The organism is Uliginosibacterium paludis, assembly GCF_039631355.1.
Taxonomy (GTDB): Bacteria; Pseudomonadota; Gammaproteobacteria; order Burkholderiales; family Rhodocyclaceae; genus Uliginosibacterium; species Uliginosibacterium paludis.
The window spans coordinates 38,456-62,418 of the sequence record NZ_JBDIVF010000002.1; the positions used below are offsets into that span (position 1 = coordinate 38,456).

The following is a 23,963-nucleotide window of genomic DNA, read 5'->3' on the forward strand; positions in this document are numbered from 1 at the left end:
TGCGGCCCGTTTTTGTTTTCTGGCGAAGTGCGACAATTCTCCATCCACACCGGAGGCTCGCCTGCTTATGTCGCGCTACTTACATGATGGCTTATACGATCAACTGATCACTGAGTCTCTTCACGAGGCGCTCGCGACACAAGCAGCCCAGATTCAAAAAGCATCGCTCCCCACCGAGTTTGCGGCAGAGCGCATTGCGGAAGAACTGTGCAAGCAGATCGCGCGACTTCTTTCCGAACTGCCCGGTGATGACGTGACCCGTCTCACGCAGCAACTTGCGCTAGCCAATGGGCTACTCGCCCATTTGCGCCAACAGGTCCCTCCAGATCAAAGTGACGACCTCATTGAATCCATCGCAGATCCTGCACGCATCCTTCAAGGCATCAGTCGACGGGGCCAAGCACAGAAAACGCCGGAAATCGGCTTGGCCAAACCATGGCTATTTACCGCGGGCAAAGGCACCCCATCTCTGCTGCAGGAGCTGCGCCATGAAATGGCTGCCTGCGATCAGATCGACATTCTGGTGAGCTTCATTACGAAGTCGGGTGTCCGAAAAATCGGCGACTTGCTCAAGTCAATCACCGCGGTAGGTGCCAACAACAAGCCACGCACCAAGCTTCGGGTCATCACCACGACCTACATCGGCGCAACCGAAGTGTCTGCGCTGGACGAATTGGCGCACCTAACAGGTTGCGAAGTCAGGGTCTCGCTCGACGGCCGTCGCACCCGGCTCCATGCAAAGGCCTGGATCTTCCATCGGAAAACAGGGTTTGGCTCTGCTTACGTAGGCAGTGCCAACCTGTCTGGGGCAGCCTTGATGGGAGGGCTGGAATGGACAGTGAAATTCACGGAGCGGGGACAGGGGGAACTCTTCCAGCGTGCGATCGCGAATTTTGAAACGCTGTGGGCGGACGCAGAGTTTCAAGCGTACGACCCATGCAATCCATCGCATGTCGCAGAGCTTGAGCAAGCCCTCAATCGAGAGCGCCGCGGCCCGGGGTGTAGCGCAGACAGCGTTCCCGTAATAGCCAATCAGAGCTTTTTCGACATCCAACCCAAGACCTATCAGCTTGAAATGCTGCAGCAGCTCTGCGCCGAGCGTGAGCACGGCAGGATGCGTAATCTCGTCGTCGCCGCCACGGGAACAGGCAAAACGGTTGTGGCCGCCTTTGACTACCGCGAAAGCAGCAAGGCCAGCGGCGGCTTGCCACGGCTGCTATTCGTTGCCCACCGTCGCGAAATTTTGCAGCAGGCCCAGCGGGTTTATCGCGAGGTATTACGTGATCACTCTTTCGGCGAGCTGCTTTTCGACGGTGCTCAGCCCCAAAGCTATGATCATGTTTTCACAACCATCGACAGCCTCAGCTCGCGCAAGCTACTTGATGAGTTTGGAGCCGATTACTGGCATACGGTTGTGATCGACGAATGCCACCGCATGGCCGCTGATCGCTTTGATGCCTTTGCCAAGGCAGTTCACCCAAAGATACTGCTCGGCCTGACGGCGACGCCTGAACGCGCAGATGGCGAATCCATCCACCGGTATTTCGATTGCCGTGCGGATGGAAGTCCCTCTGTCGAACTACGCCTCTGGCATGCGCTCGAAATGCAATTACTCGCTCCGTTTGAGTACTACGGCTGCGACGACAACACCGATTTTTCAGAAGTGCCCTGGGGCCAAGCCGGAGAGCGAGAAGCCATCAGCATTCACGTTGCGCACAATCTTGCGCGTGCTCGCTTGGTTATCAATGAATGGCGCCGCTTGACCGGCAATCCACGGCGCAGCCGGGCAATCGCTTTTTGCGTTGACGTGAAACATGCGCGTTTCATGACGGAGCAATTCAACAAGGCCGGCATTCCCGCCGCCTGCATCGTCGGGGAAACAGACACACAGGAACGCCATGCCGCGCCTGGCAAGCTTGAGCGGGGCGAGCTCGCAGCGCTCGTCACGGTAGACCTCTACAACGAAGGCGTGGATCTGCCTGCCGTCGACACGCTGCTACTGTTGAGGCCCACGCAGAGTCCCGTCGTTTTTCAGCAGCAACTTGGCCGCGGCTTGCGTTTGGCAGAGGGTAAAGACAGCTGCCTTGTGCTCGATTTCGTCGGTCAGCATCGCGCTGAGTTCCGCTTCGATCGCTTGTTCTCCGGCATTACCGGCCTCAGCAAGCGCGAACTGGTTGAGTCCGTTGAAAATGGCTTTGCCGCCCTGCCACCGGGCTGCCACATCCAACTCCAGCAACGAACACGCAATCAGGTCCTGAGCAATTTGCGATCTCTTCTGCAACACAACTGGCGCCGGCTCCGCAGTGAATTGCTCGCGTTCTGCGCCATCCGCGGACGCAACAAGGTCCGCTTGATCGAATTTTTGCATGAGCAATCGCTCGATGCCGCAGAGATCTACCGTGAATCGAACCCCAGCGGCTGGACGGCATTGCGCCGCTTTGCAGGCCTGCTCCAGTCCGCAGCTGGCCCCGAGGAAGACTATCTCACGCAACGCCTTGGCAGCCTGCTGCATGTGGATGACCCTGTTCAGATCGAGCTCTTGCGCGAAATTGGGCAAGGATGTCTTCGCTCTGTTACGCCAGAAATTGCCTTGCGCCTTCAAATGCTCGCCTATCAGGTGGACGGGCAAGCAAGCCGTGTCGGCTCCTACACGGATTTCTTGGCGCGCTTGGCTCGACACCCAGATGTTCTGCAGGAGTTGCACGAACTCGCCGAGTGGCTAGACGCACGAAGCACAGCCCGCAGCCAGCGAATTTCAGGCATTGATGCGCTGCCGCTCTGCCTGCATGCCAGCTATGGGATTCGCGAGATATTGACTGCTGCAGGCTACCTCACCACAGAGAAGCGGCCCCGATTCGGAGAAGGGCTACTTGTTCTGAAGGAGCTCAAAACAGAGTTGCTGTTTGTCACCCTCGACAAGCGAAACGGCTATCACGATGGCATCGCGTATCACGATTACGCCATCAGCGCCGATCGCTTTCACTGGCAGACTCAGAACCGCGCTGGCCCCGATACGCCGACAGGCCGGCGCTATCTGGAAAGTGCGGAAAACGGCTGGCGCTACCAACTGTTCGTGCGTGCTGACAAAGCATCGCCCTACATAGCCTGTGGTCCTGTCGTGCTTGAAGAAGCAAACGGCGATCGCCCAATGAACATTACATGGCGCCTGCTCACACCTTTACCCGCACGTCTGTTCCAAAAATTCTCCGTACTGAGATCCGCATGAGCGCTTCTGCCTACTCCGTTTTTGAATACATCTACCGCGACGCAGGCAACTTCAAAGCATGGGGTGAGTTGCTGCTGGAAGGCCGGCTGACGACCGAAGAAGTTGCTCGACTGACTGCGCGACTCGAACAAGGTGAGCTGTTCATCGCCGAGCAGATCGGCGTGCCCACGCTGTATCAGGAGCTTTGGCGGCAATGCCAGTGCGAACCTTCAGACGAACTGGATCAGGTCTGGCATGAGTTCAGTGAGCTCCGAGTCGCCACTCAGGAGGATCGGGCTCGGCTAAAGCTATGGGGATCAGCAGTGAGGCTGCTGGCCCAGCTTGAACAGCTCGGTGCTTGGGATGTCACGCGCTCGCAGATCGCGAACGCCTAGCAGGCTAGGGGAAGGATTTCATACGGAATCGCGAGGGCAATCACGACCCCAGATAGTACGCCACCACAGGCGCCAATGCCGGCGGATGGCGGCTTCCGCTTCGCCAGCCCCCCTGCATCCGTCGCCCGACACCCCACTTCCCACTCTCAACGCCCTGCGCTCGCCAAGAGGCGTAGCATGACGCGGCCATGCATGCGTTTCGGGTCGTGCGGGCTTTTCAGATGACGACACAGACTTCTTTCCGGCGGGCGGCGGATGCGCCGGCGCTGCCGACGGGGACGCTGGCTTTCGTGCTGCGCGCCCTACACGCTTTCCGCCGCCCTTATGCGGCGATGGTGCTCTTTGAAGCGCTGAGTTCGGGCTGCGCGATCCTGATGCCCTATGTGCTCTCGCGCATCATCCGCACGGTGACCGCCACGCCCGCGCCGGGCGCTTCGCAATGGGCGGCCTTGAGCGGGCCGCTGATGCTCTTCGTGGGGCTGGCAGTGGCGGAGGTGGTGCTGGGGCGGATCGTGGGGGCGATCCAGATCCGCACCGGGCCGCGTATCCGGCAGGGTGTGGCGCGCGCGCTCTACCACTATCTGCAGCACCATTCGCACCGCTACATGAGCAACAACTTCGCGGGTGCGCTGGCGCACCGGATCAGCGAGACCTCGATGGGCACGCTGCAGTTGCTGTGGATCGCGGCAACCGAGTTCTGGCCGATCTTCATTTCGCTCTCGGTGGCCACGGTGCTGCTGTTTCGCGCACATGTGGAGCTGGGCCTGTTTTCGCTGGGCTGGTCTGTCGCTTTCATCGCCTGTGCCTTCTGGCTCGCACGCAGCTGCCAGCCCTATGCCTTCAAGGGGGCGGCGGCACGCAGCGAAACGACCGGCGTGATGGTGGACTCGATCACCAACAGTTTCAGCGTGCGGCTCTTCGCGCGGATGAAGCATGAGCGCGAGAATCTGGATCAGCGCCTGGAAGCGGAATACCGCACGATCCGGGTCTCGTCAGAGTATGCCGAACGCATTCGCTGGTTCCAGTTCTCGGCAGCTGCCGCGCTGAAGGTGGGCATGCTGTGGTTCGCGCTGCGGCTGTGGAGCAGCGGACACATCGCGGTGGGCGACTTCGTGATGGCGGTGAGCCTCTCGCTGCTGCTGATCAATGAAGCGCGCAACCTGGCGCGCCGCCTGCTGGAGTTTTTCGACCATGCCGGCAATGTGGCGCACGGCGTGCGCACGCTGGTCTGCGAGCATGAGCTGGTCGATGCGCCGCAGGCGCAGGCCCGCGCGATCACGCAGGGGCACATCCGCTTTGAGGATGTGAGTTTCGGCTACACGCCGGGCAAGCCGGTGTTCGAGCATCTGTCGGTCGATATCCCGGCGGGCCAGCGTGTGGGGCTGGTGGGGCTCTCGGGCTCGGGCAAGTCGAGCTTCGTGAGCCTGCTGCTGCGGCTCTATGACGTACAGGCCGGCACGATCCGCATCGATGGCATGCCGATCACCGATCTCACGCAAGACGCGCTGCGCAGCCAGATCGGCCTGATCCCGCAAGACCCGAGCCTCTTCCATCGCTCGCTGCGCGAGAACATCCGCTACGGCCGGCCTGAGGCAGACGATGCCGACGTCATCGAAGCGGCCCGCAAGGCGCTGGCCGACGAATTCATCCAGGCGCTGCCGGAGGGCTATGAGGCCTTTGTGGGTGAACGCGGCGTGAAGCTCTCAGGCGGACAGCGCCAGCGCATCGCGATCGCGCGCGTGATCCTCAAGGATGCGCCGGTGCTGGTGCTGGATGAAGCGACCTCGGCCCTCGACTCGCTGACCGAGCAGGCGATCCAGCAGGCGCTGGACAAGGCGATGCGCGGCAAGACGGTGATCGTGGTGGCGCACCGGCTCTCGACCATCGCGCATCTGGACCGCATTCTGGTGTTCGATGCCGGTCGTATCGTGGAAGACGGCAGCCATGCCGAACTGCTGGCGCGCCATGGCGCTTACTGGCGCTTGTGGAGCCGGCAGGCGGGCGGCTTCCTGCCGCAAGTCTCGGCCCCGCCTGACACCGCCCCAGCGGCAGAGGGCGAGTTGCCCGAACGCGAGCCGGAGCCGGAGGACGAGCCGCCGCCCCATCTGCCCGGCTGAGCTCGCCGGCCGCTTTGCACGGGGCCGCGCTCAGACGCTCATCGCTTCGGCCTCTTTCAGCGCAAGGGTGTCGAGCGTGCGCCCCAGCTTGTCGAGCATCAGATCTATCTCGGCCTCGCTCACGTCGATGGGCGGGCGGAAGCGGATGCTGCGCGTGCCGGCGCCAAGCAGCAAGAGATCTTCCTGCTCCAGCGCAATCTGAAGCAGGCGGCCCTTGTCTGCCGGATTCACCAGCGAGAAGCCCTGATAGAGCCCCAGCCCGCGCACGTTGGCAACGCGTTCAGGATGCTTTTGGCATAGCCGCGCAAGACCTGCCACCAGCCGGGCTGTCTTGGCGGGCACCTGTTCGACGAGGGCTTCGTCTTCCACGATCTGCCACTCCTGCACGAAACGCACCATGTCGGCGAGGCTGCCGCCCCAGGTGGAATCGAGCACGCCAACGTCTTCCATCGGATTGAGCATGTAGACCACGCCATTGCCGAACTTCTTCGCGGTGGCAATCGCCTGCGGCGGATGCGGCACGTCGTAGAGGTCGATGCAGAATACCTTGCCGGTCTGGCCGCCGGAGGTCTGCACTTCATCCAGCCCCCAGCTCACGCCATGCCTTTGACATAGCACCGACAGCTCGCGATAGAAGCGCGGCAGGGCGATGCGGTGCCCGCCCGCGCCCTGCATCGGCTCCAGGATCACGCCGACGATCTCGTCGCCATAGGTGCGCATCAGGTAGTCGAGATTCGCGAGACAGCGATCAACCTCGACCTCGTTTTCCGCATCGCTGCGGCGCGCGTCGTATTCAGGAAACGGCACCTGCAGGTTGCCCTGGATGATGCCCTGGTAATCGCGGGTGGCGATCGGGTCGTTGGCAAGCTTGGTAATGTTCAGCGCATACACGGTACGGCCGTGGAAAGCCTGCTCGAAATAGATGAAGCGCCGGTTCGGCGGCGTGTGCCCCTTCTCCTGCAGCTTCTTCTGATGCAGGTTGATCAGGTACTTCATCATGTTCTCCACCGCCTCGGCGCCGGAGTTCACCGCATACACCTCCACGCGCTGGCCGCGCATGCATTCGGGGGCCAGGCGGTGCAGCAGGCGGTAGTAGTCCAGGCACTCCTGAGTCAGGAAGTCCGGGTTCGCCATCTTGTTGTTCGCCGCAAAGCCCAGCCGCTCCAGATAGGCCGGCTCGTACAGGCGCGGATGGTTGTAGCCCAGCAGGCGCGAGCCGTAGAGGCCGCACCAGTCCATCAGACGCGTGCCGTCCACGGTGGCGAGCCACATGCCGCGCGAGGCGCGCAGGTCTAGCGCAAAGGGTTTGGGTTCGGCGATGACATAGTGCGCGAGCTCGTCGAGCATGGCGCGGCTGCGAGGCTGGGGATGGATCATGATGCGGACAGGGGCAATGGGCAGGCCATCGAGCCTGCGACCAAAGCCCTGCTGCATCAAGCAGCATGAGTAAGGCCGATCGAAGATCAGGGGCGCTAATGGAATGCGCCGCGGCCTCTGCCGCGCAATCCAGCGGGGATATATCCGACATATCGAAACGCGGGCTTTTCCTGCCGGGGATAGCCGCTATCATCGGGTGGCCAGCGGCAGACGATGCCTGCTGCGCCCCATCCAGAAAAACCCATCGACGCACGAAGCTGAACATGAACAAGATGCTCCTCTCCCGCCGCGCGCAACTGCCGGCCCGACTCCTCGCTGCCGGCCTGCTGACCCTCACACTGGGTGCCTGCTCCTCCGCCCCGAAATCCGGCGACGACGCGCCCAAGGTTTTCTGCGCGCGCGAAACCCTGGTGGGCACCAATATTCCGCGTACCAAGTGCCGCACCACCGAAGAGATCAAGGCGGACGAAGCACGGGTCAAGGAACTCGGTGATGATCTCAGCCGGCGCCAGCTGGCTCAGCCGAGGGAATAAGGGGCTCAGCGATCCGGTGAGCCGTGCTGCGGGCCGCGGCTGAGGCGGCACCCGCAGAGACGGGCCGGGCTCATCCACCCGGCGGAAAAGCCGCATCCGACCCGGCGCGATGCGGCCTGATGCGAGCGCATGTCTGCTCGAAGACCCGTGCTAACACGAGGCGGACACGCCCCGTGTGCAGCGCCCCGGCTCAGCAGCCGCGGCTGTCGCTGACCTTCTCGTTCTGCATGCCGAACAGCGGACGCAGATGCACGCCGATGGCACTGCCGGCAAACGCGCAGACCAGCCACAGCCAGCCATGCAGACTGCCGGAGAGGATGCCGCTGAAGTAGGCGCCGATGTTGCAGCCATAGGCGAGACGCGAACCGTAGCCCAGCAGCAGGCCGCCCAGCACCGATGCCGCCAGCTGACGCGGCGGAATCTGCCAGACCGGCGCGAACTTGCCGGCCGCACAGGCTGCGGCGAGCGCGCCGAGCACAATGCCGATGTCCTGAACCGAGGTCACGTCAGCCCAGAACGGCGCAGCCAGCGCCTTGGCCTGGGTCGGCACCTGCCAGAAGCTCCATGCCGCCGGATCAGCCACACCCGTCAGCACGAGCGATTTCGCCCCCCACAGCGCGAAGGCCGAAGTGATACCCCAGGGCCGGCCCGCCAGCGCCAGCGTGGCGAAGTTCAGCAGCACCAGCGCCACGCCGCCCCACACCAAAGGCCAGGGCCCGCGCAGCAGACTGGCCGGCGTTTCGGTTTCCCTCGCGGAAGCCACGAGGCGGCCGTGATGGCGTTTTTCTGCCACCGTGACGCCCCAGGCGATCAGCCCGAACACCGCCAGATTCACCAGCAGTGCCGGCAGCAGACCCCACAGCTGGATCACCGACACCGGCGCGAACTGCGGCAGCTTCGACCACCAGTCGAAGTTCGCGGTGGCCAGCACTGAACCGACGATGAAGAACAGCAGCGTGACGATCATCCGCGTGCTGCCACCGCCCACGGCGAACAGCGTGCCCGAGGCGCAGCCGCCACCGAGCTGCATGCCGATACCGAACAGGAAAGCCCCCAGCACCACCGACAGGCCGACCGGCGACACCAGCCCTTTCACCGGGTCACCCAGAAAGCTGCCGCTCGCCAGCACCGGGAAGAACAGCAGCACGCCCAGCGCCAGAATCAGCATTTGCGCACGCAGACCATCACCGCGGCGATCTGCCACGAACCAGCGCCAGCCGCGGGTGAAACCGAAGGCCGCGTGATAGAGCGACACGCCCATGGCCACGCCAACCAGCGCGATCAGGGCCTGCTTGCCGCTGACCTGCGACCAGAGAAAAAGCGTGCCGAGCAGCACGGCAGCCAGTGATGCGAGCAGCGGCCGGCGATCCACGGCCGGCAGCGCGAGGGCTTGAGAGGAAACATTCATGAGGGAACTTTCTGAACGAGGGAGGAAGGCGGCACGCTGCATCATCGGGTGGCAGGTGTCCGCGGCGTCCGGTCTGCACCGGAACGGGCATTATCCTGCCCTGCCGCCCCGGACAACAGCCCCGGATGTTCATGTGCTTATGCCCTCGCCTGATTTGCGGTGACAGCCCCGGGCGATGCTGCGCCACACGCTGTGACAGTCAGCCCGAGCCCGTGCGCCCAGAATGGGGACCATGCCGCCCGCACACGGCGGACTCACTCAATCCGCCCGGAAACTTTCTGATGACGAATCTCAAGACACTCGGCCTGGCCACCATGCTCTGCACATTGTCGGCCTGCTCGGCCGTCACCACCCTCTCCACCACACAGGCCGGCGGCAGCGTACGCATCGCCGGCGACGCTGACCGCAGCGCCCCGCGTCAGGTCACCCGCGCCACGCGCAGCTTCGGCTACGACGAATTCAAGGCTGAAGCACCGGGGCAGGAACCGCTGTATGGCGTGCTGCCGCTGAAATTCAACGGCGGCTATCTCGCCAGCAGCATCCTCTTCTTTACGCCGGCCATGTTCTACAGCTTGCGCGAGGTGTATCCGGAATACGAGTTCGACATCGCCGGTCGGCAAGTGCGTTATCGCAAGGGCCCGGATGCGCCTTGGCAGACCTACACGCCGGACGAGGAAGACCGCGAGACCGCCCGGAAATTCTTCGAGGGCGCTGAATCTGTCGCCCCCTTCGTGCCAGTTGCGAAACCCTGATCCGGACTTGCTTCCTGCTCCGACGCGAACACAAGGGAAACAGGGGCAGCGATCGCTGTGGCTCGCCCGCGCCCGATGCAATACGGGCTCAGGCGCCGCAGCACTTCTTGAATTTCTTCCCGCTGCCGCAGGGACAAGGGTCGTTGCGCCCCACCTTCGGCGCTTCACGCACAAAGGTTTGCGGCTCGTCGAAATACCAGGCCCCAGGGTCTGAATCCGTGCTATGGAACATGGCCCAGTCCTGCAGTTCGGTGGCCGCGTCGGTGATGTAGAGCAGGCCTCGCTCGCGAGCATCCCGGCAGACCTCGTCGAAATCCCGCCGCAAGAGGCTGCCGATGGCGGAAAGATCACCCTGCAGATCGTCGCTGATCAAACCGGCTTCGCACCAGCGCCGGATGGCTGGCTCTGCCTCGACGCAGCACAGCTCACACAAGTCAATGACAACGGAATTGAGCACCTCCGCGTCATCCGCCAGACCAGTGTCCAGTCTTGCCACCTCGGCTTCCGCCCAGGCCAGCAGGGTGCGCGCCGTCTCCGTCCGGTCGGATTCCCCTTCCTGAGCGCGAACCGTCAGGGCGTGCAGGGCCGCGCCGCGCAACCACACCGACACGTCCTGCCTGTCGGCAAGGTCGAGCAGCGGCTGGACTGAGCCACCCGAAACAGCCGCCAGCGCACGCGCCATCACCGAAGTCGAGAAATCTCCCAGGATCTCTTCCGACTCGGACTCGCTCAGCGAACACAAGCTGAGCAGCGGCGCAAAAGCCCGCGTATCACGGCATGCCGCAAGCATGACCATGAGGTGCAGGTGGAGCACGCAATCGTCGGTGACCAGCGAGTGATCCTGCGCAAAGGCCTCCAGCTCTGCCACCCACAGCGGCGCCAGTCGCTCCTGCGCGATCAGGGCCATGCCCAGCGCCTGATAGGGAAAGCCCTGTTCACAGCTCAGCAGATGCGGCCGCAGCCTGGACCACAGGGTCTGCGGTGCCAGCCCGTTCAGATCAGCGATCAGTTGTTCGATCTGACCGGATTCGTCATTCATGCTCATGGGATTTTTCAGGAACAGGGCCGAGCCGGCCTGGCCGGCTCGGGGACGCTCAGAGCTTGTGATAGACCTTGGCGCCGGTTTTCACGAATTCGACCGACTTGGTCTCCATGCCTTTCGCGAACGCGTCCTGCTCGCTGATGCCTTGGGCGGCAGCGAAGTCGCGCACGTCCTGGGTGATCTTCATCGAGCAGAAATGCGGGCCGCACATCGAGCAGAAGTGCGCGACCTTGGCGCCTTCCTGCGGCAGGGTTTCGTCGTGATAACTGCGTGCGGTGTCGGGGTCGAGGCCGAGGTTGAACTGGTCTTCCCAGCGGAACTCGAAGCGCGCCTTGCTCATCGCGTTGTCGCGGATCTGGCTGGCCGGGTGGCCCTTGGCGAGGTCCGCAGCGTGCGCGGCGATCTTGTAGGCGATGATGCCGGCCTTCACGTCGTCCTTGTTCGGCAGACCCAGGTGTTCCTTGGGCGTGACATAGCAGAGCATGGCGCAGCCGTACCAGCCGATCTGCGCGGCGCCGATGGCGCTGGTGATGTGGTCGTAGCCCGGCGCGATGTCGGTGGTGAGCGGCCCCAAGGTGTAGAAGGGCGCTTCCTTGCACCACTCCAGCTCCAGGTCCATGTTCTCCTTGATGAGCTGCTGCGGCACGTGGCCGGGGCCTTCAATCATCACCTGCACGTCATGCTTCCACGCGATCTCGGTGAGTTCGCCGAGGGTCTTCAATTCGCCGAGCTGGGCTTCGTCATTGGCGTCCCAGATCGAGCCGGGGCGCAGGCCGTCGCCGAGCGAGAAGCTGACGTCATAGGCCTTCATGATTTCGCAGATGTCTTCGAAGTGCGTGTAGAGGAAGTTTTCCTTGTGATGGGCGAGGCACCACTTTGCCATGATGGAGCCGCCACGCGACACGATGCCGGTCATGCGGTTGGCGGTCATCGGCACGTATCTCAATAGCACGCCGGCATGAATGGTGAAGTAGTCGACGCCTTGCTCGGCCTGCTCGATCAGGGTGTCGCGGAAGATTTCCCAGGTGAGATCCTCAGCCTTGCCATTGACCTTTTCCAGCGCCTGATAGATCGGCACGGTGCCGATGGGCACGGGGCTGTTGCGCAGAATCCATTCGCGCGTTTCGTGGATGTTCTTGCCGGTGGAGAGGTCCATCACCGTGTCGCCGCCCCAGCGAATCGACCAGGTGAGCTTGTCGACTTCTTCCTGAATCGAGGAAGTCACGGCGCTGTTGCCGATGTTGGCGTTGATCTTGGTGAGGAAGTTGCGGCCGATGATCATCGGCTCGCTCTCGGGGTGGTTGATGTTGGCCGGGATGATGGCGCGGCCACGGGCGACTTCGTCACGCACGAACTCGGGCGTGATCACGTCCGGAATCGCGGCTCCGAAATTCTGGCCCTTGTGGATGCGGCCCATGAAGGCGGCCATCTTCTCGCCGTTGGGGCCGCTAGCCTTGAGCGATTCGATGTAGGCGGCGCGGTTGAGGTTCTCGCGGATGGCGATGTATTCCATCTCCGGCGTGATGATGCCGCGGCGCGCGTAGTGCATCTGGGTGACATTCGCACCCGCCTTGGCGCGGCGCGGCTTCCGCTGCAGGTTGAAGCGCAGGGCGTCGAGGCTCTTGTCGGCCTCGCGGGCACGGCCGTAGTCGCTGGTCATGCCGTCGAGCTGTTCGGTGTCGGCACGCTCCTCGATCCATTTCGCACGCAGGGCCGCGAGGCCATCGCGCACGTCCACCTTCACCGTCGGGTCGGTATAAGGGCCGGAGCAATCATAGACGTAGATCGGCGGGTTCTTCTCGCCGCCGAAAGCGGTCGGGGTATCCGCCTGCGAGATTTCGCGCATCGGCACGCGGATGTCCTCACGCGAGCCGGTGAAATACACCTTGCGGGAATTGGGCAGGGGCTGGATCGCGGCTTCGTCCACATGGGCAGACGAGGCGGAGAATTGTTCCTTGGCGTTCATGGCTGTGCTTCCTCTGGTTGGGGTGAGGGAATGCACGCACGGCAAGCGCCATGTCGCCTTCCCTACGCCGGCATGATCCGGATCAGGTTCCAAGGGTATTTCTCACCATCTGCTGGAATGCGGACGGACCCCCGGCGAATCGCAGCACCATACTGAAATCCGCGCGCAGAGACAAGCAGCGCCCCTTCGTCGGGGCCCGGTCAAATCCGCAAGCGCCCTGCCGTTATCGGGGGAACCGGCCGGAAAAGGCCGAACCAGACGACCCCCGCCATGCCAAACAGCCGCCATGTCCTGATCATGCTGTGCCTGCTGGGCAGCCTTTCCGGCTGCCTCCAGGCCCCTGAAAAGCCCTTGCCGCCGCCACCACCGCCCGCGCCCGTCATCGAGCCGGAAGAGCAGCCGCCGGCCCCCATCGTGCTGCCGGTACCCAAGCCGGCCCCCAAACCGGCGCCCCGCAGCAGCAAGGCGAAGACAAAACCGGAAAAGACCCGGACGCCCCCCGGCCTGCCGGTGCCGGCGAGCCCGGTATTGAGCGCGGAGACCGTCGGCCCGGCGGGCGAGCCGCCCGCGCCCGCGGCCGAGCCGCCGAAAACCGCAGCCCCTGCGGCGAAGAAGGCACCGCCGCCGATCCAGGGTCCCGCCTGGCTTGCCGCCTGTGCCCGCCGGCAGCAAAGCAGCATCGGCATCCAGTGTGACAGCGACACCCTGCTCGCCCAGCCTTCGGCCAACATCCGCGTCTATACCCGCGACGCCGATCTGGCGCGCGAAACCCCTGGCGGGCGCATCGGTCTGCGTGAAACCCTGCCCTATCGCTACCGGCTCTACGTCATCCCCTGAACGGTCGGCAGCCCCTCAAGCCAGGCGACCGGGCTGCCGTTAGAACAGGTCGACATGCACTCGATCCGGACTTCGCCATGGGCAAGCTCATCCTCCTCTTGCTGACCAGCCTGACCACCAGCGCCATGGCCGCCGACTGGACCACCGTTGCCACCGACCCGGTCCGCACCGTTGATGTGGACCGCAGCAGCATCCTGGATTCCGATGGCGGAACCCGGGTCGCCTGGGCGCGCATCCAGCTCGCTGACTCGCAGGCCGCACAGGCCGGCTACAAGACCCTGCGCACGCTCAATCGCTACGACTGCCGCGACAGCGCCTTCGAAGTGGTCAAGCGCGTCTATCTCTCCGCCCAGGGCCAGATCCTGCGTGAAGAGGTGATCAAGACGCCGGAGCGCAGCCCGATTCGCCCGGGCACCGCAGACGAGCGGGTTTTCCGGGAAATCTGCCCGCTCCCCAAGGCGGTCGCCCGCAAGACCGGCAAGCCGCGCAGCCTGGAAGAATTCGCCCGCGAAGCCGGCCGGCGTGCAGCAGAGGCCAGCCAGCATGACCCGCGCCTCATCAGTGACGAAAACGCCCAGCACGGCAAGATCGTGCCGGCCATCGACAAGCTGCCGGTCACGACCCAGCCCGCAGCCGTGGTGCCCGTGCCACCGCCGGTGACGCAGCGCAGCGGCAGCATTCCACCAGGCGTGCTGCGCCAGCCCGTCGCGCCCCGCGCCAGTGCACGCGGTGCGAAACCCGCCGCCGAGGCCGCACCTGCCCCGGCCGGCCACGACCGGCACTGGAGCTACGGCGGCGACTCCGGCCCTGAGGCCTGGGCCTCGCTGGATCCGGCCAACAGCGCCTGCCGCAACGGCAAGCGGCAATCACCGATCGACATCCGGGACGGTATCAAGGTCAATCAGGAAGCGCTGGATTTCGACTACAAGACATCCTTCTTCCGCATCGTCGACAACGGCCACACCATCCAGGTGAGCTATGGCGCGGGCTCACGGCTCTCGGTGATGGGCAAGCGCTACGAGCTGCTGCAGTTCCACTTCCACAGCCCCTCGGAAGAGCGCGTCGAAGGGCGAAGCTATGACATGGTGATGCACATGGTGCACCGTGACGTGGAAGGCAATCTGGCCGTCGTTGCCGTGCTGCTGCAGGAAGGCAAACCGAATCCGCTGATCCAGACGCTGTGGAACAACCTGCCGCTGGAGCGCAACCAGGAATACATGCCGAACCAGTCGATCGCGATTGCCGACATCCTGCCGGCCAACCGGGATTACTACGCCTACATGGGTTCGCTGACCACGCCCCCGTGCACCGAGGGCGTGCTCTGGCTGGTACTCAAGCAGCCGGTGGAACTCTCGCGCGAGCAGATCGCCGTATTCCACCGCTTTCATGCCGGCAATGCGCGACCGATCCAGCCGGCCAACGGCCGGATCATCAAGGAATCGCGCTGAGCATGAGGCCGGCCTCGCGGCCGGCCGGGTCACTCACTTCTTCGCGGCCGTCACGAGTGCCTCCATCTGCTGAGCGATCAGCTTGATGATATTGGCATCGTTCAGATTGCCTTCGGCATCAAAGCCGCCGGCAAAGGCGTTGGCGAAGACTTCAGGCTTGTTGATCAGGCGCAGGTCAAGAAACACGCAGACCTGGCGCAGGTGATACTGCGCGCGCGAGCCGCCCATGCCGCCCGCCGCACTCATGATTGCCGCCGGCTTGCCGGCCAGCAGAGCATTGCCCGGCTCGCGCGAAGCCCAGTCGAGAATGTTCTTCAATGCCGGCGCGATCGAGTAGTTGTACTCGGTGGAGGCCAGCACCAGCGCATCCGCCGCCCCGATCTGCGCCAGCACCCGTTGCACGCTGGCGGGTTTGTCCGCGATGTCGGCGTTGTAGAACGGGACATCGCCCAGCTCCGCGATGTCCAGCGTAACGCCTTCCGGCAACTGCGCCTGGGCTGCGCGCAACAGCCCCTTGTTGGTCGATTGCTTGCGGAGGCTGCCTGCGATGCCAAGGAACTTCAGTGTGCTCATCATCTGTCCTTTCAGGAATCGGAACCGGTTTGCGGAGCAGGCACGGGCGCCTTGCCGGGCTCAGGCGCGCCAGCCCGGACAAACGGCTCGGGCAGGCTTGAAACATGCAGCGTCTGGGTCGGAAAGGCAAAGCCGATGCCTTGCGCGTTGCAGTATTCCAGCAAGGCGAGATTGATGGCCTGCTGCGTATCCATATAGGCAGCGTAATCGGGCACCAGCATGTAATAGACGATCTCGAAGTCGAGGCTGGAAGCCCCGAGGCCCTTGAAATGCGCGCGATCAAGCCGCACGCCGGACTGGCGATTCACGATGGCCTTGATCTCCTCGTTGAGCCGCAGCAGCACCTCGGGCGGCGTGTCATAGGTCACTCCGAATCCGAATGCGATGCGCCGCTCATTCATGCGCTTGAAGTTGCGCACGCGGCTCTTGAGCAGGTCGTTGTTGGAGAACACCAGCTCTTCGCCGGAGAGACTCTGCAGCCGCGTGGTCTTGAGGCCCACATGCTTCACGGTGCCCGAGAAGCTGTCGACCACGATGAAGTCTCCCACCATGAAGGGCTTGTCGATTGCGATCGAGAGCGAGGCGAAGAGATCGCCCAGCACGTTCTGCAGGGCCAGCGCCACCGCCACGCCGCCGATCCCGAGGCTGGCGATCAGCGTGGTGATATTGACGCCGAGATTGTCGAGCAGCAGCAGGAGCGTGACCACCCAGACGACGATGCGCAGGATGAACGAGATCACGCCGAAGTTGGTCAGCGCCGCCCCGTCACCCGCTTCCTTGCTCACGGCCAGACGCAGCCCGACCCAGCTGCTCACCGCCCGCGAGCACCAGATGCCGGCCTGCAGGATCAGCAGGATCATCATCGCCTTGAAGGGCAGCGAGCGGATGCTCTCGGGCAGCACGATCTGCGTGAGCCCAGCGAGCACCGAGAGCCAGACGAGGAAGGGAAGTTTGGTGGATTCGAGCACATCGGCCAGCACGTCGTCCCAGATGACAACGGTCAGGCGGCTCAGGCGTTTGAGGCGGGTGACGACCACCCGGCGCACGAAGAGCAATGCCAGCAGCATGATGCCGGCAAGCCCCAGCGCATAGATGATTTCCTGAATCGAGTTGCGGTTCAGGATGTATTGCAGTGTCTGCATCCGCAGGCGTCCTTTCCTGTTCAGTCGGGTGAAAGCATCGAGGTGGCCGTCATCGCCTCCAGACGCTCCAGAAAGCTCAGCACCTGGTGCTGGCCGCTCAGGCTGAAGCGCGCGCGCGATCCCGGTTTCTCGTCGACGCGGATCGTCAGCCAGTGCGCCGGCGCGTGCTCGAACACCACGTCGTCGGTCAGATCATCGCCCGCGAAGATGACACTGCCGCAAGCGGAGATGCGCAGCAGCGTGCTGACCGCCCGGAATTTGTCAGGCGCATCAGCCGGCAGCAGATTGATCACGCACTTGCCGCCGATCACGCGCGGCGCCGGCTGCAGCGCGCGGATCGCCGCGTGGATGGCGTCGCGGGCGGCCTCGCGATCCGGGGCGTGGCGATAGTGGAAAGACATGGAATGCCCCTTGTCCTCGATCATCACGCCCGCCTGCTCCAGCTGCGCGCGGAAGTCACCCATGATGCGGGCCCGCCACAGGTCCAGCTCGGGCGGCAGGTCCCGCAGGTCCGTGCCGGGCAGGCCTTCCGCACCGTGATTGCCGACCACGAACTGCGGATTGAAGCCCAGCCGGCCGACCACATCGGCCACCGCGCGCCCGGTCACGATGGCTACCGGCAGCTGGCGTACCAGCCGGCTCAGCACCTCGGCGGTCCGGGCCGACGCCCGTGCGGCAGACGGATCGCCCACGATGGGCGCCAGGGTGCCGTCAAAATCCAGCGCGAGCAGCGGACGCAGGCTCAGGGCCTCATGCATCGCGGCCTCGCCCGCAGGAGAAAACAGGGTTTGCATCAGCGCATCTCCCCGCTGGAAACGATGCGGGCGCTGATGCGCTCGGTACGTCGCATGCGGGCTGCATCGAGCAGCATGTTCGCTGCCCAGCGATAAATGTTGTCTTCACTGACGATGGCACGCAGGCTGCGCATGCGCGCCGCCTGTTCCTCGCGTGACATCGTGAGTGCCTTGTAGATCGCGTCAGCAGTCACTTCCACGTCGTAGGGATTGACGATCAATGCGGCCTCGAGTTCCCGCGCCGCACCGGTAAATTCGGAAAGCACCAGTGCACCGCGCAGATCGTCGCGCGCCGCAACGAACTCCTTGGCCACCAGATTCATGCCGTCATGCAGGCTGGTCACCACGCAGGCGTCGGCCCCGCGGTAGTGGGAATTCACCTCTTCCGCGTTCTGGTTTTCGGCAATCAGCTGGATCGGTTGCCAGCCATCGCGGCCATGACGCTTGTTGATGCGCTCGGCCAGCGCCACCGCCTGATGCACGAAGAGCTGATACTCGTCGAGCGCCGAACGCGTTGGTGCGGCGAACTGCGCAAAGGTGAAGCGGCCGCGCAGCTCCGGGTATTTCGAGATCAGCCGGTCGACCGCGTTGAAGCGCTCGATAATGCCCTTGGTATAGTCGAAACGATCGACCCCGACGGCCACCAGATGATCCTCGGGTACGCCAAGACGCTTGCGCAGCGCGCTTCGACAGGTGTCGATGGCGGGCCACGAGGCGGCTTCCTCGGCATCCGGCCAGTGGATCGAGATCGGATAGTTCTTCACCTGCGTGAGCTCGCCATCGAACGTGATGGTGGATTCCTCGAGCCGGATGCGCGCCTCCATGAAGCGGTCCACCGACTCCAGGAAGTTGCGGCAGTGAAAGCGGGTGTGAAAGCCGAGAATGGAGCTGCCGAGCATGCCGCGCAGGATTTCCTGATGCCAGGGGCAGACGCCGAAAGATTCGGGGTTGGGCCATGGGATGTGCCAGAAGGTAATGATGGTGGCATTGGGCAGCTTTTCGCGCAGCATCGCAGGCAGCAGTGCGAAGTGGTAATCCTGGATCAGCACCACCGGATCTTCGGTGCGTGCCTCGGCCACCACCGCATCGGCAAAGCGCTGATTGACCTTGCGGTAGAACTCCCAGTCCGAGAGGCGGAAAACCGGCCGGGTGTGGGCCAGATGGCACAGCGGCCACATGCCTTCATTGGCAAAACCGTAGTAGTAGCCCTGCTCCTCATCCTCGCTGAGCCAGATCCGGCGCAGGGTGTAGCTGGGGTCATCGGGCGGCACCTGCACATGATCGTGGCGGTCAACCGTCTCGCGGTCCGCATCCCCGCTGCCATGGGCGATCCAGGTGCCCGAGCAGGCGCGCATCACCGGCTCGATCGCGGTGACCAGACCGCTGGCCGGCCGGCTGACCACTACCTTGTCATCCTTGTGCGTGTGGATGTAGGGCTCACGGTTGGAGACCACGATCACCTGCTCGCCGCGCAGCTCGGTGTTGAGCAGATTGCGCAGGCGCTCGGCACTCCAGGCCTCGGCATGCAGCCGGATGCGCCGTTCCTCGTCCATTTCGCGCAGCATGGCACGCAACTCGTTGGCCACCCCCTGCATCTCGGGCGGCGGCTGAAAGGGTTTGAGCAGACTCTCGCCGCGCAGCAGCGCACGCGTGCCGGCCACCCAGCCGCGCCAGCTGATGTGGGCCACCAGCACGGTCACCAATGCGATCGCCAGCCCCAGACCGACGAAGAACATGATGAGGTAATCGCGCGAATCGGCCGTGCGCCGATGCACGTACGAGAGGTCGTGGAGCACGACGAGGCGGTCGTCGCTGAAGGCGCCGATGTTGAAAGGCGCGACGGCCACATGGATCTCGCCCTGGCGCAAGGGCAGCACCCTGGACTGCGTAGGCGCCGGATTGCCCACCAGGCTGCACTCGACGCCCTCGGGGAAGCTCGGCGTGCGCAGCAGCATGGCGTTCTGGCTGTCACACAGCGCGATGCCGAGCAGGCGTTCGTCACGGTTGGCCCGGTTGAATTCCGCCTGCATGGTTTCGAGCGTGAGCTCGCCGGGCAGGATGGAAAGGTTGCCGCGCAACGTGTCGGCCACGAAGGTGGCACGGATGTCGAGATCCCGAAGGAACCAACGCAAGGTCAGCCTGTCCATCAGCGGGACGGTGATATACGCTGCAGCAACAAGCAGCAGGGCGAGCGGCAGAAGAAACCGCAGCTGGAGCCTCAATGATTTCATCACGACCGGATTCCTCGTGTGGCGCGGGAAGCATGCCCCGACGTCACGACAGGATATCCCCTGCTTCCCTCATCCGGAACCTTGACAAGGCGGAATGAGGCGCTCTCTGACAGGAGACTGCAACAATGTCCGACACATCCCTGGAAAACGGTCTCATCGGCAACAGCGCCATCGGCGCGCTGGTCGACGCACGCGGCCGGATCGTCTGGGCCTGCCTGCCGCGCTTCGATTCGGATCCCGTTTTCTGCCGCCTGCTGAACCCGGCAGACGACGAGGAGGGCGGCGCCTTCAGCATCAACCTGGCGGACTTCGCACACGCCGAGCAGGAATACATCCGTCATACCGCGGTGCTTCGCACACGCCTGCATGATTCGCATGGCGGCTGCATCGAGATTACCGATTTTGCCCCGCGCTTCAGGCTCCACGGCCGCATCTTCCATCCCTCGATGCTGGTGCGGCGGGTCGCGCTGGTTTCGGGCAATCCGCGCATCTCGGTGCAGATCGACCCGCGCTTCGAATACGGCGAGTTCAAGCCGGTCATCACCTCGGGCAGCCATCACATCCGCTATGTCGGCCCCTCGACGGTGCTGCGCCTGACCACCGATGCCTCGATCCATGCAGTGCTTGAATCGCGCTTCTTCCATCTGCACGACCCGCTCACCTTCATCCTCGGGCCTGATGAAACGGTGCAGGCCTCGGTGGCGTCCACGGGCCGGGAGTTTCTCGACCAGACGGTGGCTTACTGGCAGGACTGGGTACGCACGATCTTCATTCCGGTGGACTGGCAGCACGAGGTCATCCGCTCGGCCATCACGCTCAAGCTCAATGCCTTCGACGACACCGGTGCCATCATCGCCGCGATGACCACCTCGATCCCGGAGCATCCGGACTCGGGCCGCAACTGGGATTACCGCTTCTGCTGGCTGCGCGACGCCTACTTCGTGGTGAATGCGCTGAACCGGCTCGGCGCCACCACCACCATGGAGCGCTATATCAGCTACATCCTCAACGTGGTGTCGGCCGCCGAAGGCGGCGTGCTGCAGCCGGTCTACGGCATCAGCGGCGAGGCACGACTGCTGGAGCGCTTCGCACCGGCCCTGGCGGGCTATCGCAACATGGGCCCGGTCCGCGTCGGCAATCTCGCCTACGAGCAGATCCAGCACGATGTCTATGGCTCGGCCGTGCTGGCCGCCACCCACATGTTCTTCGACTCGCGCCTGCAGCACCCGGGCGACGCCAACCTTTTCCATCAGCTCGAGCCACTGGGCCACAAGGCCTTCACGCACTACAACCAGCCCGACGCCGGCATCTGGGAACTGCGGGGTTTCACGCGTGTTCACACGTATTCCAGCATCATGTGCTGGGCCGCCTGCGACCGCCTGGCCCGCATTGCGAAGCGTCTGGGGCTGGAAGAGCGGGCTTCGTTCTGGCGGGATTCCGCTGACCGCATCCATGCCGACATCTGCGCGCAGGCCTGGGATGAATCGCGCCAGGCCTTCACCGCCTCATGGGGGGGCGATTCGCTCGACGCAAGCCTGTTGCTGATGAACGAGTTCGGCTTTCTCGAAGCCGACGATCCGCGCTTTACCGCCACGGTGGAAGCGATCGAACGCGAGCTCAAGCGGGGCGACTTCATCTTCCGCTATGTGGAGCGGGATGACTTCGGTCATCCGGAGCACGCCTTCCTCGTCTGCACCTTCTGGTATGTCTATGCGCTGCATGCGCTGGGTCGCAAGGAGGAAGCACGCGCCTGCTTCGAGCGCCTGCTGGCCTGCACCAGCAAGCTGGGACTGCTCTCGGAAGACGTGAATCAGGCCACCGGGGAGCAGTGGGGCAACTTCGTCCAGACCTACAGCATGGTCGGCCTGGTCAATTGCGCGCTCAGGCTCTCTCGGCGCTGGGATCAGGCCTACTGAGTCGCGCTGCAATACCGAAGGCCAGCAATGCTTTTGTCATTTAAGGTCAAAGAACATGGCGGCGGATCCGGTCAGAGAATCGGGCCCGCCGTCACGCTTACTGCGAGCCGCCCTTGCCATCGAGCGCCTGCTTGAAGAATCGCTCAACACGAATGTCGCTGGCATAGACGACATTGAGCCGCAGCATCGGCGAGGCCTGCCCCTGCGGTCTGAACAGCGTACCGGGCGCGAGGATGATGCCGGCCTTCGCGGCGGCGGCGGCGATATCCATCGCGTCGTCGCAACCCGGCACCTGCGCCCAGACGAACATGCCGCCCTCGGGCGAGATGAAAGGCCTCAGACCCACCCTGTCCATCATCCGCTGGGCGCGCGCACTGGCTTCGCCCAGCCGGGTCCGCACGCGATCAAGGTATTTGCGGTAGTGCCCCTCGGTCAGCATGCGATGCACGAGCTCCTCGGCCACCTCGGGCGTGGCCAGCGAGATCAGCACCTTCACATCGGTCAGCGCTTCGGCCAGATCGGGCCGCGCAGCCAGATAGCCGACGCGCAGGTTGCCGGAGAGGGTCTTGGAAAAGCTGCTGATGTAGATCACGCGATACAGGTGATCCAGCGCGGCCAGTCGCGTCGCGCTGCCGGGATGGAAATCCCCGTAGGTGTTGTCTTCGACCACATGGAAATCATGCCGCTCGGCGCACTGCAGGATGCGGTAGGCGTTGGCCGGCGAGAGGCAGGCACTGGTCGGGTTGTGCAGCACCGATTGGGTGAAATACACGCGCGGCTTGTGCTCGGCTGCGAGCCGCTCCAGCGCCTCGGTATCGGGGCCGTCGGTGGTCCAGGGCACGCCGATGAGGCGCGCACCATGCAGCCGCAGCAGGCCGTAGAGCGCGAAGTAGCCGGGGTCATCCACCAGCACCGCGTCGCCCCGGCGCACGAAATGGTGAATCACCATGTCGAGCGCCTGGGTGGCGCCCTGGGTGAGCACGATCTGCGAAGGCTTGGCGGCAATGCCCATTTCGCCGAGCTTGAAAGGCAGGTACTGGCGCAACGGCAGATAGCCCTGCGGCCGGCCGCCATAGTCGCTCAGCGAGGAGTTCTCGCGGCGCAGGATGGAGCGCATCTGGCGGCGCAGGCCTTCTTCGTCAAGCCAGCTCTGCGGCAGCCAGCCCGCGCTCGCCCGGATGCCCTCGACGCCGACATCCATCGCCTGACGCATCAGCCAGGCGGCGTCGAAGACACCCGCCTCGGTCTGCGGCGCGGCAGGCTCCGACTGCGGCTGGCTGCGGTTGGCCACATAGAAGCCCGAGCCGCGGCGCGACTGTACATAACCCTGCGCCACCAGTCGGTCATAGGCCTCAACCACGGTGAAACGGCTCACGCCATGGGTCTCGGCGAACTGACGGATGGCGGACAGGCGCGCCCCCGGCCGCAGCACGCGATCCTCGATCTGGCCGCGAATCGCGCCCACGATCTGATCTACCAGCGGCACGCCGCTGCCCGTTGAAAGGCTCACCTGCTGCATGTGTTCGTTCTCCGCATCATGACCGTGCTGGTTGCGCGACCGGTACAGTGCTTCGGATTGCCCGCCAATCTGTACCGGTATTGATCAAAAAGTGTCAGGTATTGTCCTGTTCCAGACAGCATATCAGGAGCAGCGTCATGTTGAACACGGTTTCCCTTCGCTCGTCATTCTTCAGCCTGGCACTCCGCCGCACGGTGCAGCTCATGCTCCTGCCCGCCTGCCTGGCTGCCGCAGCGCTGCTCGCCATGCTGGGCGAACAGTTCCGCGGTTTCGAGACCGCACCGGTGCAGGCCATCGACGCATCGCGCCAGGTGCTCTTCCTGGCCCAGGCGGACGGCGCAGTGCGCGCCCTGCACCTTCGCCACACCGTGGGTGAGCTCGGCATGCTGCGGGCCCCGGCGCGCCGGGAAGTGCGCGACCTTGCGCTCGACGCCAGTGGCCGCCACCTCTGGGTGCTGGGAGACGATGCGACCTATCACTACGACGCCTGGAGCCTGAAGCTCATCGAGCGCAAGGCGCTGAGCCTCCCCGGCAGCCAGCGCTTCGCCCGGGTCGATGCCCGCGATGCCGAACTGGCAGCACAGCCCCGGCCGCTGCTGGCCCGTCGCGATCCGGAATAAGCGGCAGGCGGCCATTGCACGGCGGCGGGAGGGCACATGCCGGAGATCCCGCCGCCAGGCCTCTGACGGCATAATGGGCGGGCCTCCT

At 64.1% G+C, this 23,963-nt stretch carries 18 protein-coding genes and 1 riboswitch; of the genes, 9 read left to right on the forward strand and 9 right to left on the reverse strand.

The window, feature by feature from the left end:
• Window positions 1-67: 67 nt before the first annotated feature.
• The 3 genes from ABDB87_RS05205 (at window position 68) to ABDB87_RS05215 (ending at window position 5,717) form a co-directional block, all read left to right on the forward strand.
• Complete coding sequence (locus ABDB87_RS05205; RefSeq protein WP_345924768.1) at window positions 68-3,226, forward strand: DEAD/DEAH box helicase; 3,159 nt, start codon at window positions 68-70, stop codon at window positions 3,224-3,226.
• The gene (locus ABDB87_RS05210) at window positions 3,223-3,600 is read left to right on the forward strand and encodes a hypothetical protein (protein ID WP_345924770.1); all 378 of its coding nucleotides are present in this window, start codon (window positions 3,223-3,225) and stop codon (window positions 3,598-3,600) included. Before ABDB87_RS05205 ends, ABDB87_RS05210 begins: the two co-directional genes overlap by 4 nt.
• Before the next feature lie 221 nt (window positions 3,601-3,821).
• Window positions 3,822-5,717 (forward strand): ABC transporter ATP-binding protein, encoded by a 1,896-nt coding sequence (locus ABDB87_RS05215; protein WP_345924772.1) that lies wholly within the window; start codon window positions 3,822-3,824, stop codon window positions 5,715-5,717.
• A 30-nt stretch (window positions 5,718-5,747) separates the two neighbouring features.
• Here ABDB87_RS05215 and ABDB87_RS05220 read toward each other — a convergent pair whose 3' ends face one another.
• Window positions 5,748-7,151 (reverse strand): aminotransferase class III-fold pyridoxal phosphate-dependent enzyme, encoded by a 1,404-nt coding sequence (locus ABDB87_RS05220; protein ID WP_345924774.1) that lies wholly within the window; start codon window positions 7,149-7,151, stop codon window positions 5,748-5,750.
• A 206-nt stretch (window positions 7,152-7,357) separates the two neighbouring features.
• On the opposite strand from ABDB87_RS05220, the gene ABDB87_RS05225 reads away from it, so the two are divergent.
• Window positions 7,358-7,627 carry a hypothetical protein gene (locus tag ABDB87_RS05225; protein WP_345924776.1) on the forward strand — a complete coding sequence of 90 codons (270 nt, stop codon included), beginning with the start codon at window positions 7,358-7,360 and terminating at the stop codon, window positions 7,625-7,627.
• Between the two features lie 190 nt (window positions 7,628-7,817).
• Here ABDB87_RS05225 and ABDB87_RS05230 read toward each other — a convergent pair whose 3' ends face one another.
• Window positions 7,818-9,035, reverse strand: a complete 1,218-nt coding sequence (locus tag ABDB87_RS05230; RefSeq protein ID WP_345924779.1) for a YeeE/YedE family protein — start codon at window positions 9,033-9,035, stop codon at window positions 7,818-7,820.
• A 281-nt stretch (window positions 9,036-9,316) separates the two neighbouring features.
• On the opposite strand from ABDB87_RS05230, the gene ABDB87_RS05235 reads away from it, so the two are divergent.
• Complete coding sequence (locus ABDB87_RS05235; RefSeq protein ID WP_345924781.1) at window positions 9,317-9,787, forward strand: hypothetical protein; 471 nt, start codon at window positions 9,317-9,319, stop codon at window positions 9,785-9,787.
• 88 nt (window positions 9,788-9,875) lie between these two features.
• Here the strand turns inward: ABDB87_RS05235 and ABDB87_RS05240 are convergent, their stop codons facing one another.
• Together ABDB87_RS05240 and thiC are read right to left on the reverse strand one after the other, a co-directional pair.
• Window positions 9,876-10,832, reverse strand: a complete 957-nt coding sequence (locus tag ABDB87_RS05240; protein ID WP_345924783.1) for a DUF1186 domain-containing protein — start codon at window positions 10,830-10,832, stop codon at window positions 9,876-9,878.
• Window positions 10,833-10,881: 49 nt separating this feature from the next.
• Window positions 10,882-12,795 (reverse strand): phosphomethylpyrimidine synthase ThiC, encoded by a 1,914-nt coding sequence (gene thiC / locus ABDB87_RS05245; RefSeq protein ID WP_345924785.1) that lies wholly within the window; start codon window positions 12,793-12,795, stop codon window positions 10,882-10,884.
• Window positions 12,796-12,836: 41 nt separating this feature from the next.
• Window positions 12,837-12,938: riboswitch (TPP riboswitch) on the reverse strand.
• Window positions 12,939-13,065: 127 nt separating this feature from the next.
• Here thiC and ABDB87_RS05250 point away from each other — a divergent pair.
• Together ABDB87_RS05250 and ABDB87_RS05255 are read left to right on the forward strand one after the other, a co-directional pair.
• Window positions 13,066-13,632: a hypothetical protein gene (locus ABDB87_RS05250; protein WP_345924787.1), complete on the forward strand. Its 567-nt coding sequence runs from the start codon at window positions 13,066-13,068 to the stop codon at window positions 13,630-13,632.
• A 77-nt stretch (window positions 13,633-13,709) separates the two neighbouring features.
• Entirely contained in the window at window positions 13,710-15,080 is a 1,371-nt protein-coding gene (locus ABDB87_RS05255) for a carbonic anhydrase (protein WP_345924789.1), read from the forward strand.
• A 33-nt stretch (window positions 15,081-15,113) separates the two neighbouring features.
• Here the strand turns inward: ABDB87_RS05255 and ABDB87_RS05260 are convergent, their stop codons facing one another.
• Genes ABDB87_RS05260 through ABDB87_RS05275 form a run of 4 tightly spaced genes read right to left on the reverse strand, consistent with a single transcriptional unit; the run spans window position 15,114 to window position 19,820 of the window.
• Window positions 15,114-15,656 carry an NADPH-dependent FMN reductase gene (locus ABDB87_RS05260; RefSeq protein WP_345924791.1) on the reverse strand — a complete coding sequence of 181 codons (543 nt, stop codon included), beginning with the start codon at window positions 15,654-15,656 and terminating at the stop codon, window positions 15,114-15,116.
• An 8-nt stretch (window positions 15,657-15,664) separates the two neighbouring features.
• Window positions 15,665-16,795, reverse strand: a complete 1,131-nt coding sequence (locus ABDB87_RS05265) for a mechanosensitive ion channel family protein (RefSeq protein WP_345924793.1) — start codon at window positions 16,793-16,795, stop codon at window positions 15,665-15,667.
• A gap of 20 nt (window positions 16,796-16,815) precedes the next feature.
• Window positions 16,816-17,589, reverse strand: a complete 774-nt coding sequence (otsB, locus tag ABDB87_RS05270; protein ID WP_345924795.1) for a trehalose-phosphatase — start codon at window positions 17,587-17,589, stop codon at window positions 16,816-16,818.
• Window positions 17,589-19,820 carry an alpha,alpha-trehalose-phosphate synthase (UDP-forming) gene (locus tag ABDB87_RS05275; RefSeq protein ID WP_345926048.1) on the reverse strand — a complete coding sequence of 744 codons (2,232 nt, stop codon included), beginning with the start codon at window positions 19,818-19,820 and terminating at the stop codon, window positions 17,589-17,591. The genes otsB and ABDB87_RS05275 overlap by 1 nt, the downstream gene beginning before the upstream one ends.
• A gap of 125 nt (window positions 19,821-19,945) precedes the next feature.
• On the opposite strand from ABDB87_RS05275, the gene ABDB87_RS05280 reads away from it, so the two are divergent.
• Window positions 19,946-21,736, forward strand: coding sequence for a glycoside hydrolase family 15 protein (locus tag ABDB87_RS05280; RefSeq protein ID WP_345924797.1), 1,791 nt, complete (start codon window positions 19,946-19,948; stop codon window positions 21,734-21,736).
• A 97-nt stretch (window positions 21,737-21,833) separates the two neighbouring features.
• On the opposite strand, the gene ABDB87_RS05285 is transcribed toward ABDB87_RS05280, so the two are convergent.
• On the reverse strand, window positions 21,834-23,255 hold the full coding sequence (locus ABDB87_RS05285; protein WP_345924799.1) for an aminotransferase-like domain-containing protein: 1,422 nt from the start codon (window positions 23,253-23,255) through the stop codon (window positions 21,834-21,836).
• Window positions 23,256-23,392: 137 nt separating this feature from the next.
• On the opposite strand from ABDB87_RS05285, the gene ABDB87_RS05290 reads away from it, so the two are divergent.
• Window positions 23,393-23,875 carry a hypothetical protein gene (locus ABDB87_RS05290; RefSeq protein WP_345924801.1) on the forward strand — a complete coding sequence of 161 codons (483 nt, stop codon included), beginning with the start codon at window positions 23,393-23,395 and terminating at the stop codon, window positions 23,873-23,875.
• The last annotated feature ends 88 nt before the right edge of the window (window positions 23,876-23,963 follow it).

Bases quoted from the DNA above. Each gene is read 5' to 3' on its own strand.
- ABDB87_RS05205 (WP_345924768.1), top strand. From the start codon at position 68: ATGTCGCGCTACTTACATGATGGCTTATACGATCAACTGATCACTGAG.
- ABDB87_RS05210 (WP_345924770.1), top strand. From the start codon at position 3,223: ATGAGCGCTTCTGCCTACTCCGTTTTTGAATACATCTACCGCGACGCA.
- ABDB87_RS05215 (WP_345924772.1), top strand. From the start codon at position 3,822: ATGACGACACAGACTTCTTTCCGGCGGGCGGCGGATGCGCCGGCGCTG.
- ABDB87_RS05220 (WP_345924774.1), bottom strand. From the start codon at position 7,151: ATGCAGCAGGGCTTTGGTCGCAGGCTCGATGGCCTGCCCATTGCCCCT.
- ABDB87_RS05225 (WP_345924776.1), top strand. From the start codon at position 7,358: ATGAACAAGATGCTCCTCTCCCGCCGCGCGCAACTGCCGGCCCGACTC.
- ABDB87_RS05230 (WP_345924779.1), bottom strand. From the start codon at position 9,035: ATGAATGTTTCCTCTCAAGCCCTCGCGCTGCCGGCCGTGGATCGCCGG.
- ABDB87_RS05235 (WP_345924781.1), top strand. From the start codon at position 9,317: ATGACGAATCTCAAGACACTCGGCCTGGCCACCATGCTCTGCACATTG.
- ABDB87_RS05240 (WP_345924783.1), bottom strand. From the start codon at position 10,832: ATGAGCATGAATGACGAATCCGGTCAGATCGAACAACTGATCGCTGAT.
- thiC (WP_345924785.1), bottom strand. From the start codon at position 12,795: ATGAACGCCAAGGAACAATTCTCCGCCTCGTCTGCCCATGTGGACGAA.
- ABDB87_RS05250 (WP_345924787.1), top strand. From the start codon at position 13,066: ATGCCAAACAGCCGCCATGTCCTGATCATGCTGTGCCTGCTGGGCAGC.
- ABDB87_RS05255 (WP_345924789.1), top strand. From the start codon at position 13,710: ATGGGCAAGCTCATCCTCCTCTTGCTGACCAGCCTGACCACCAGCGCC.
- ABDB87_RS05260 (WP_345924791.1), bottom strand. From the start codon at position 15,656: ATGATGAGCACACTGAAGTTCCTTGGCATCGCAGGCAGCCTCCGCAAG.
- ABDB87_RS05265 (WP_345924793.1), bottom strand. From the start codon at position 16,795: ATGCAGACACTGCAATACATCCTGAACCGCAACTCGATTCAGGAAATC.
- otsB (WP_345924795.1), bottom strand. From the start codon at position 17,589: ATGCAAACCCTGTTTTCTCCTGCGGGCGAGGCCGCGATGCATGAGGCC.
- ABDB87_RS05275 (WP_345926048.1), bottom strand. From the start codon at position 19,820: ATGAAATCATTGAGGCTCCAGCTGCGGTTTCTTCTGCCGCTCGCCCTG.
- ABDB87_RS05280 (WP_345924797.1), top strand. From the start codon at position 19,946: ATGTCCGACACATCCCTGGAAAACGGTCTCATCGGCAACAGCGCCATC.
- ABDB87_RS05285 (WP_345924799.1), bottom strand. From the start codon at position 23,255: ATGCAGCAGGTGAGCCTTTCAACGGGCAGCGGCGTGCCGCTGGTAGAT.
- ABDB87_RS05290 (WP_345924801.1), top strand. From the start codon at position 23,393: ATGTTGAACACGGTTTCCCTTCGCTCGTCATTCTTCAGCCTGGCACTC.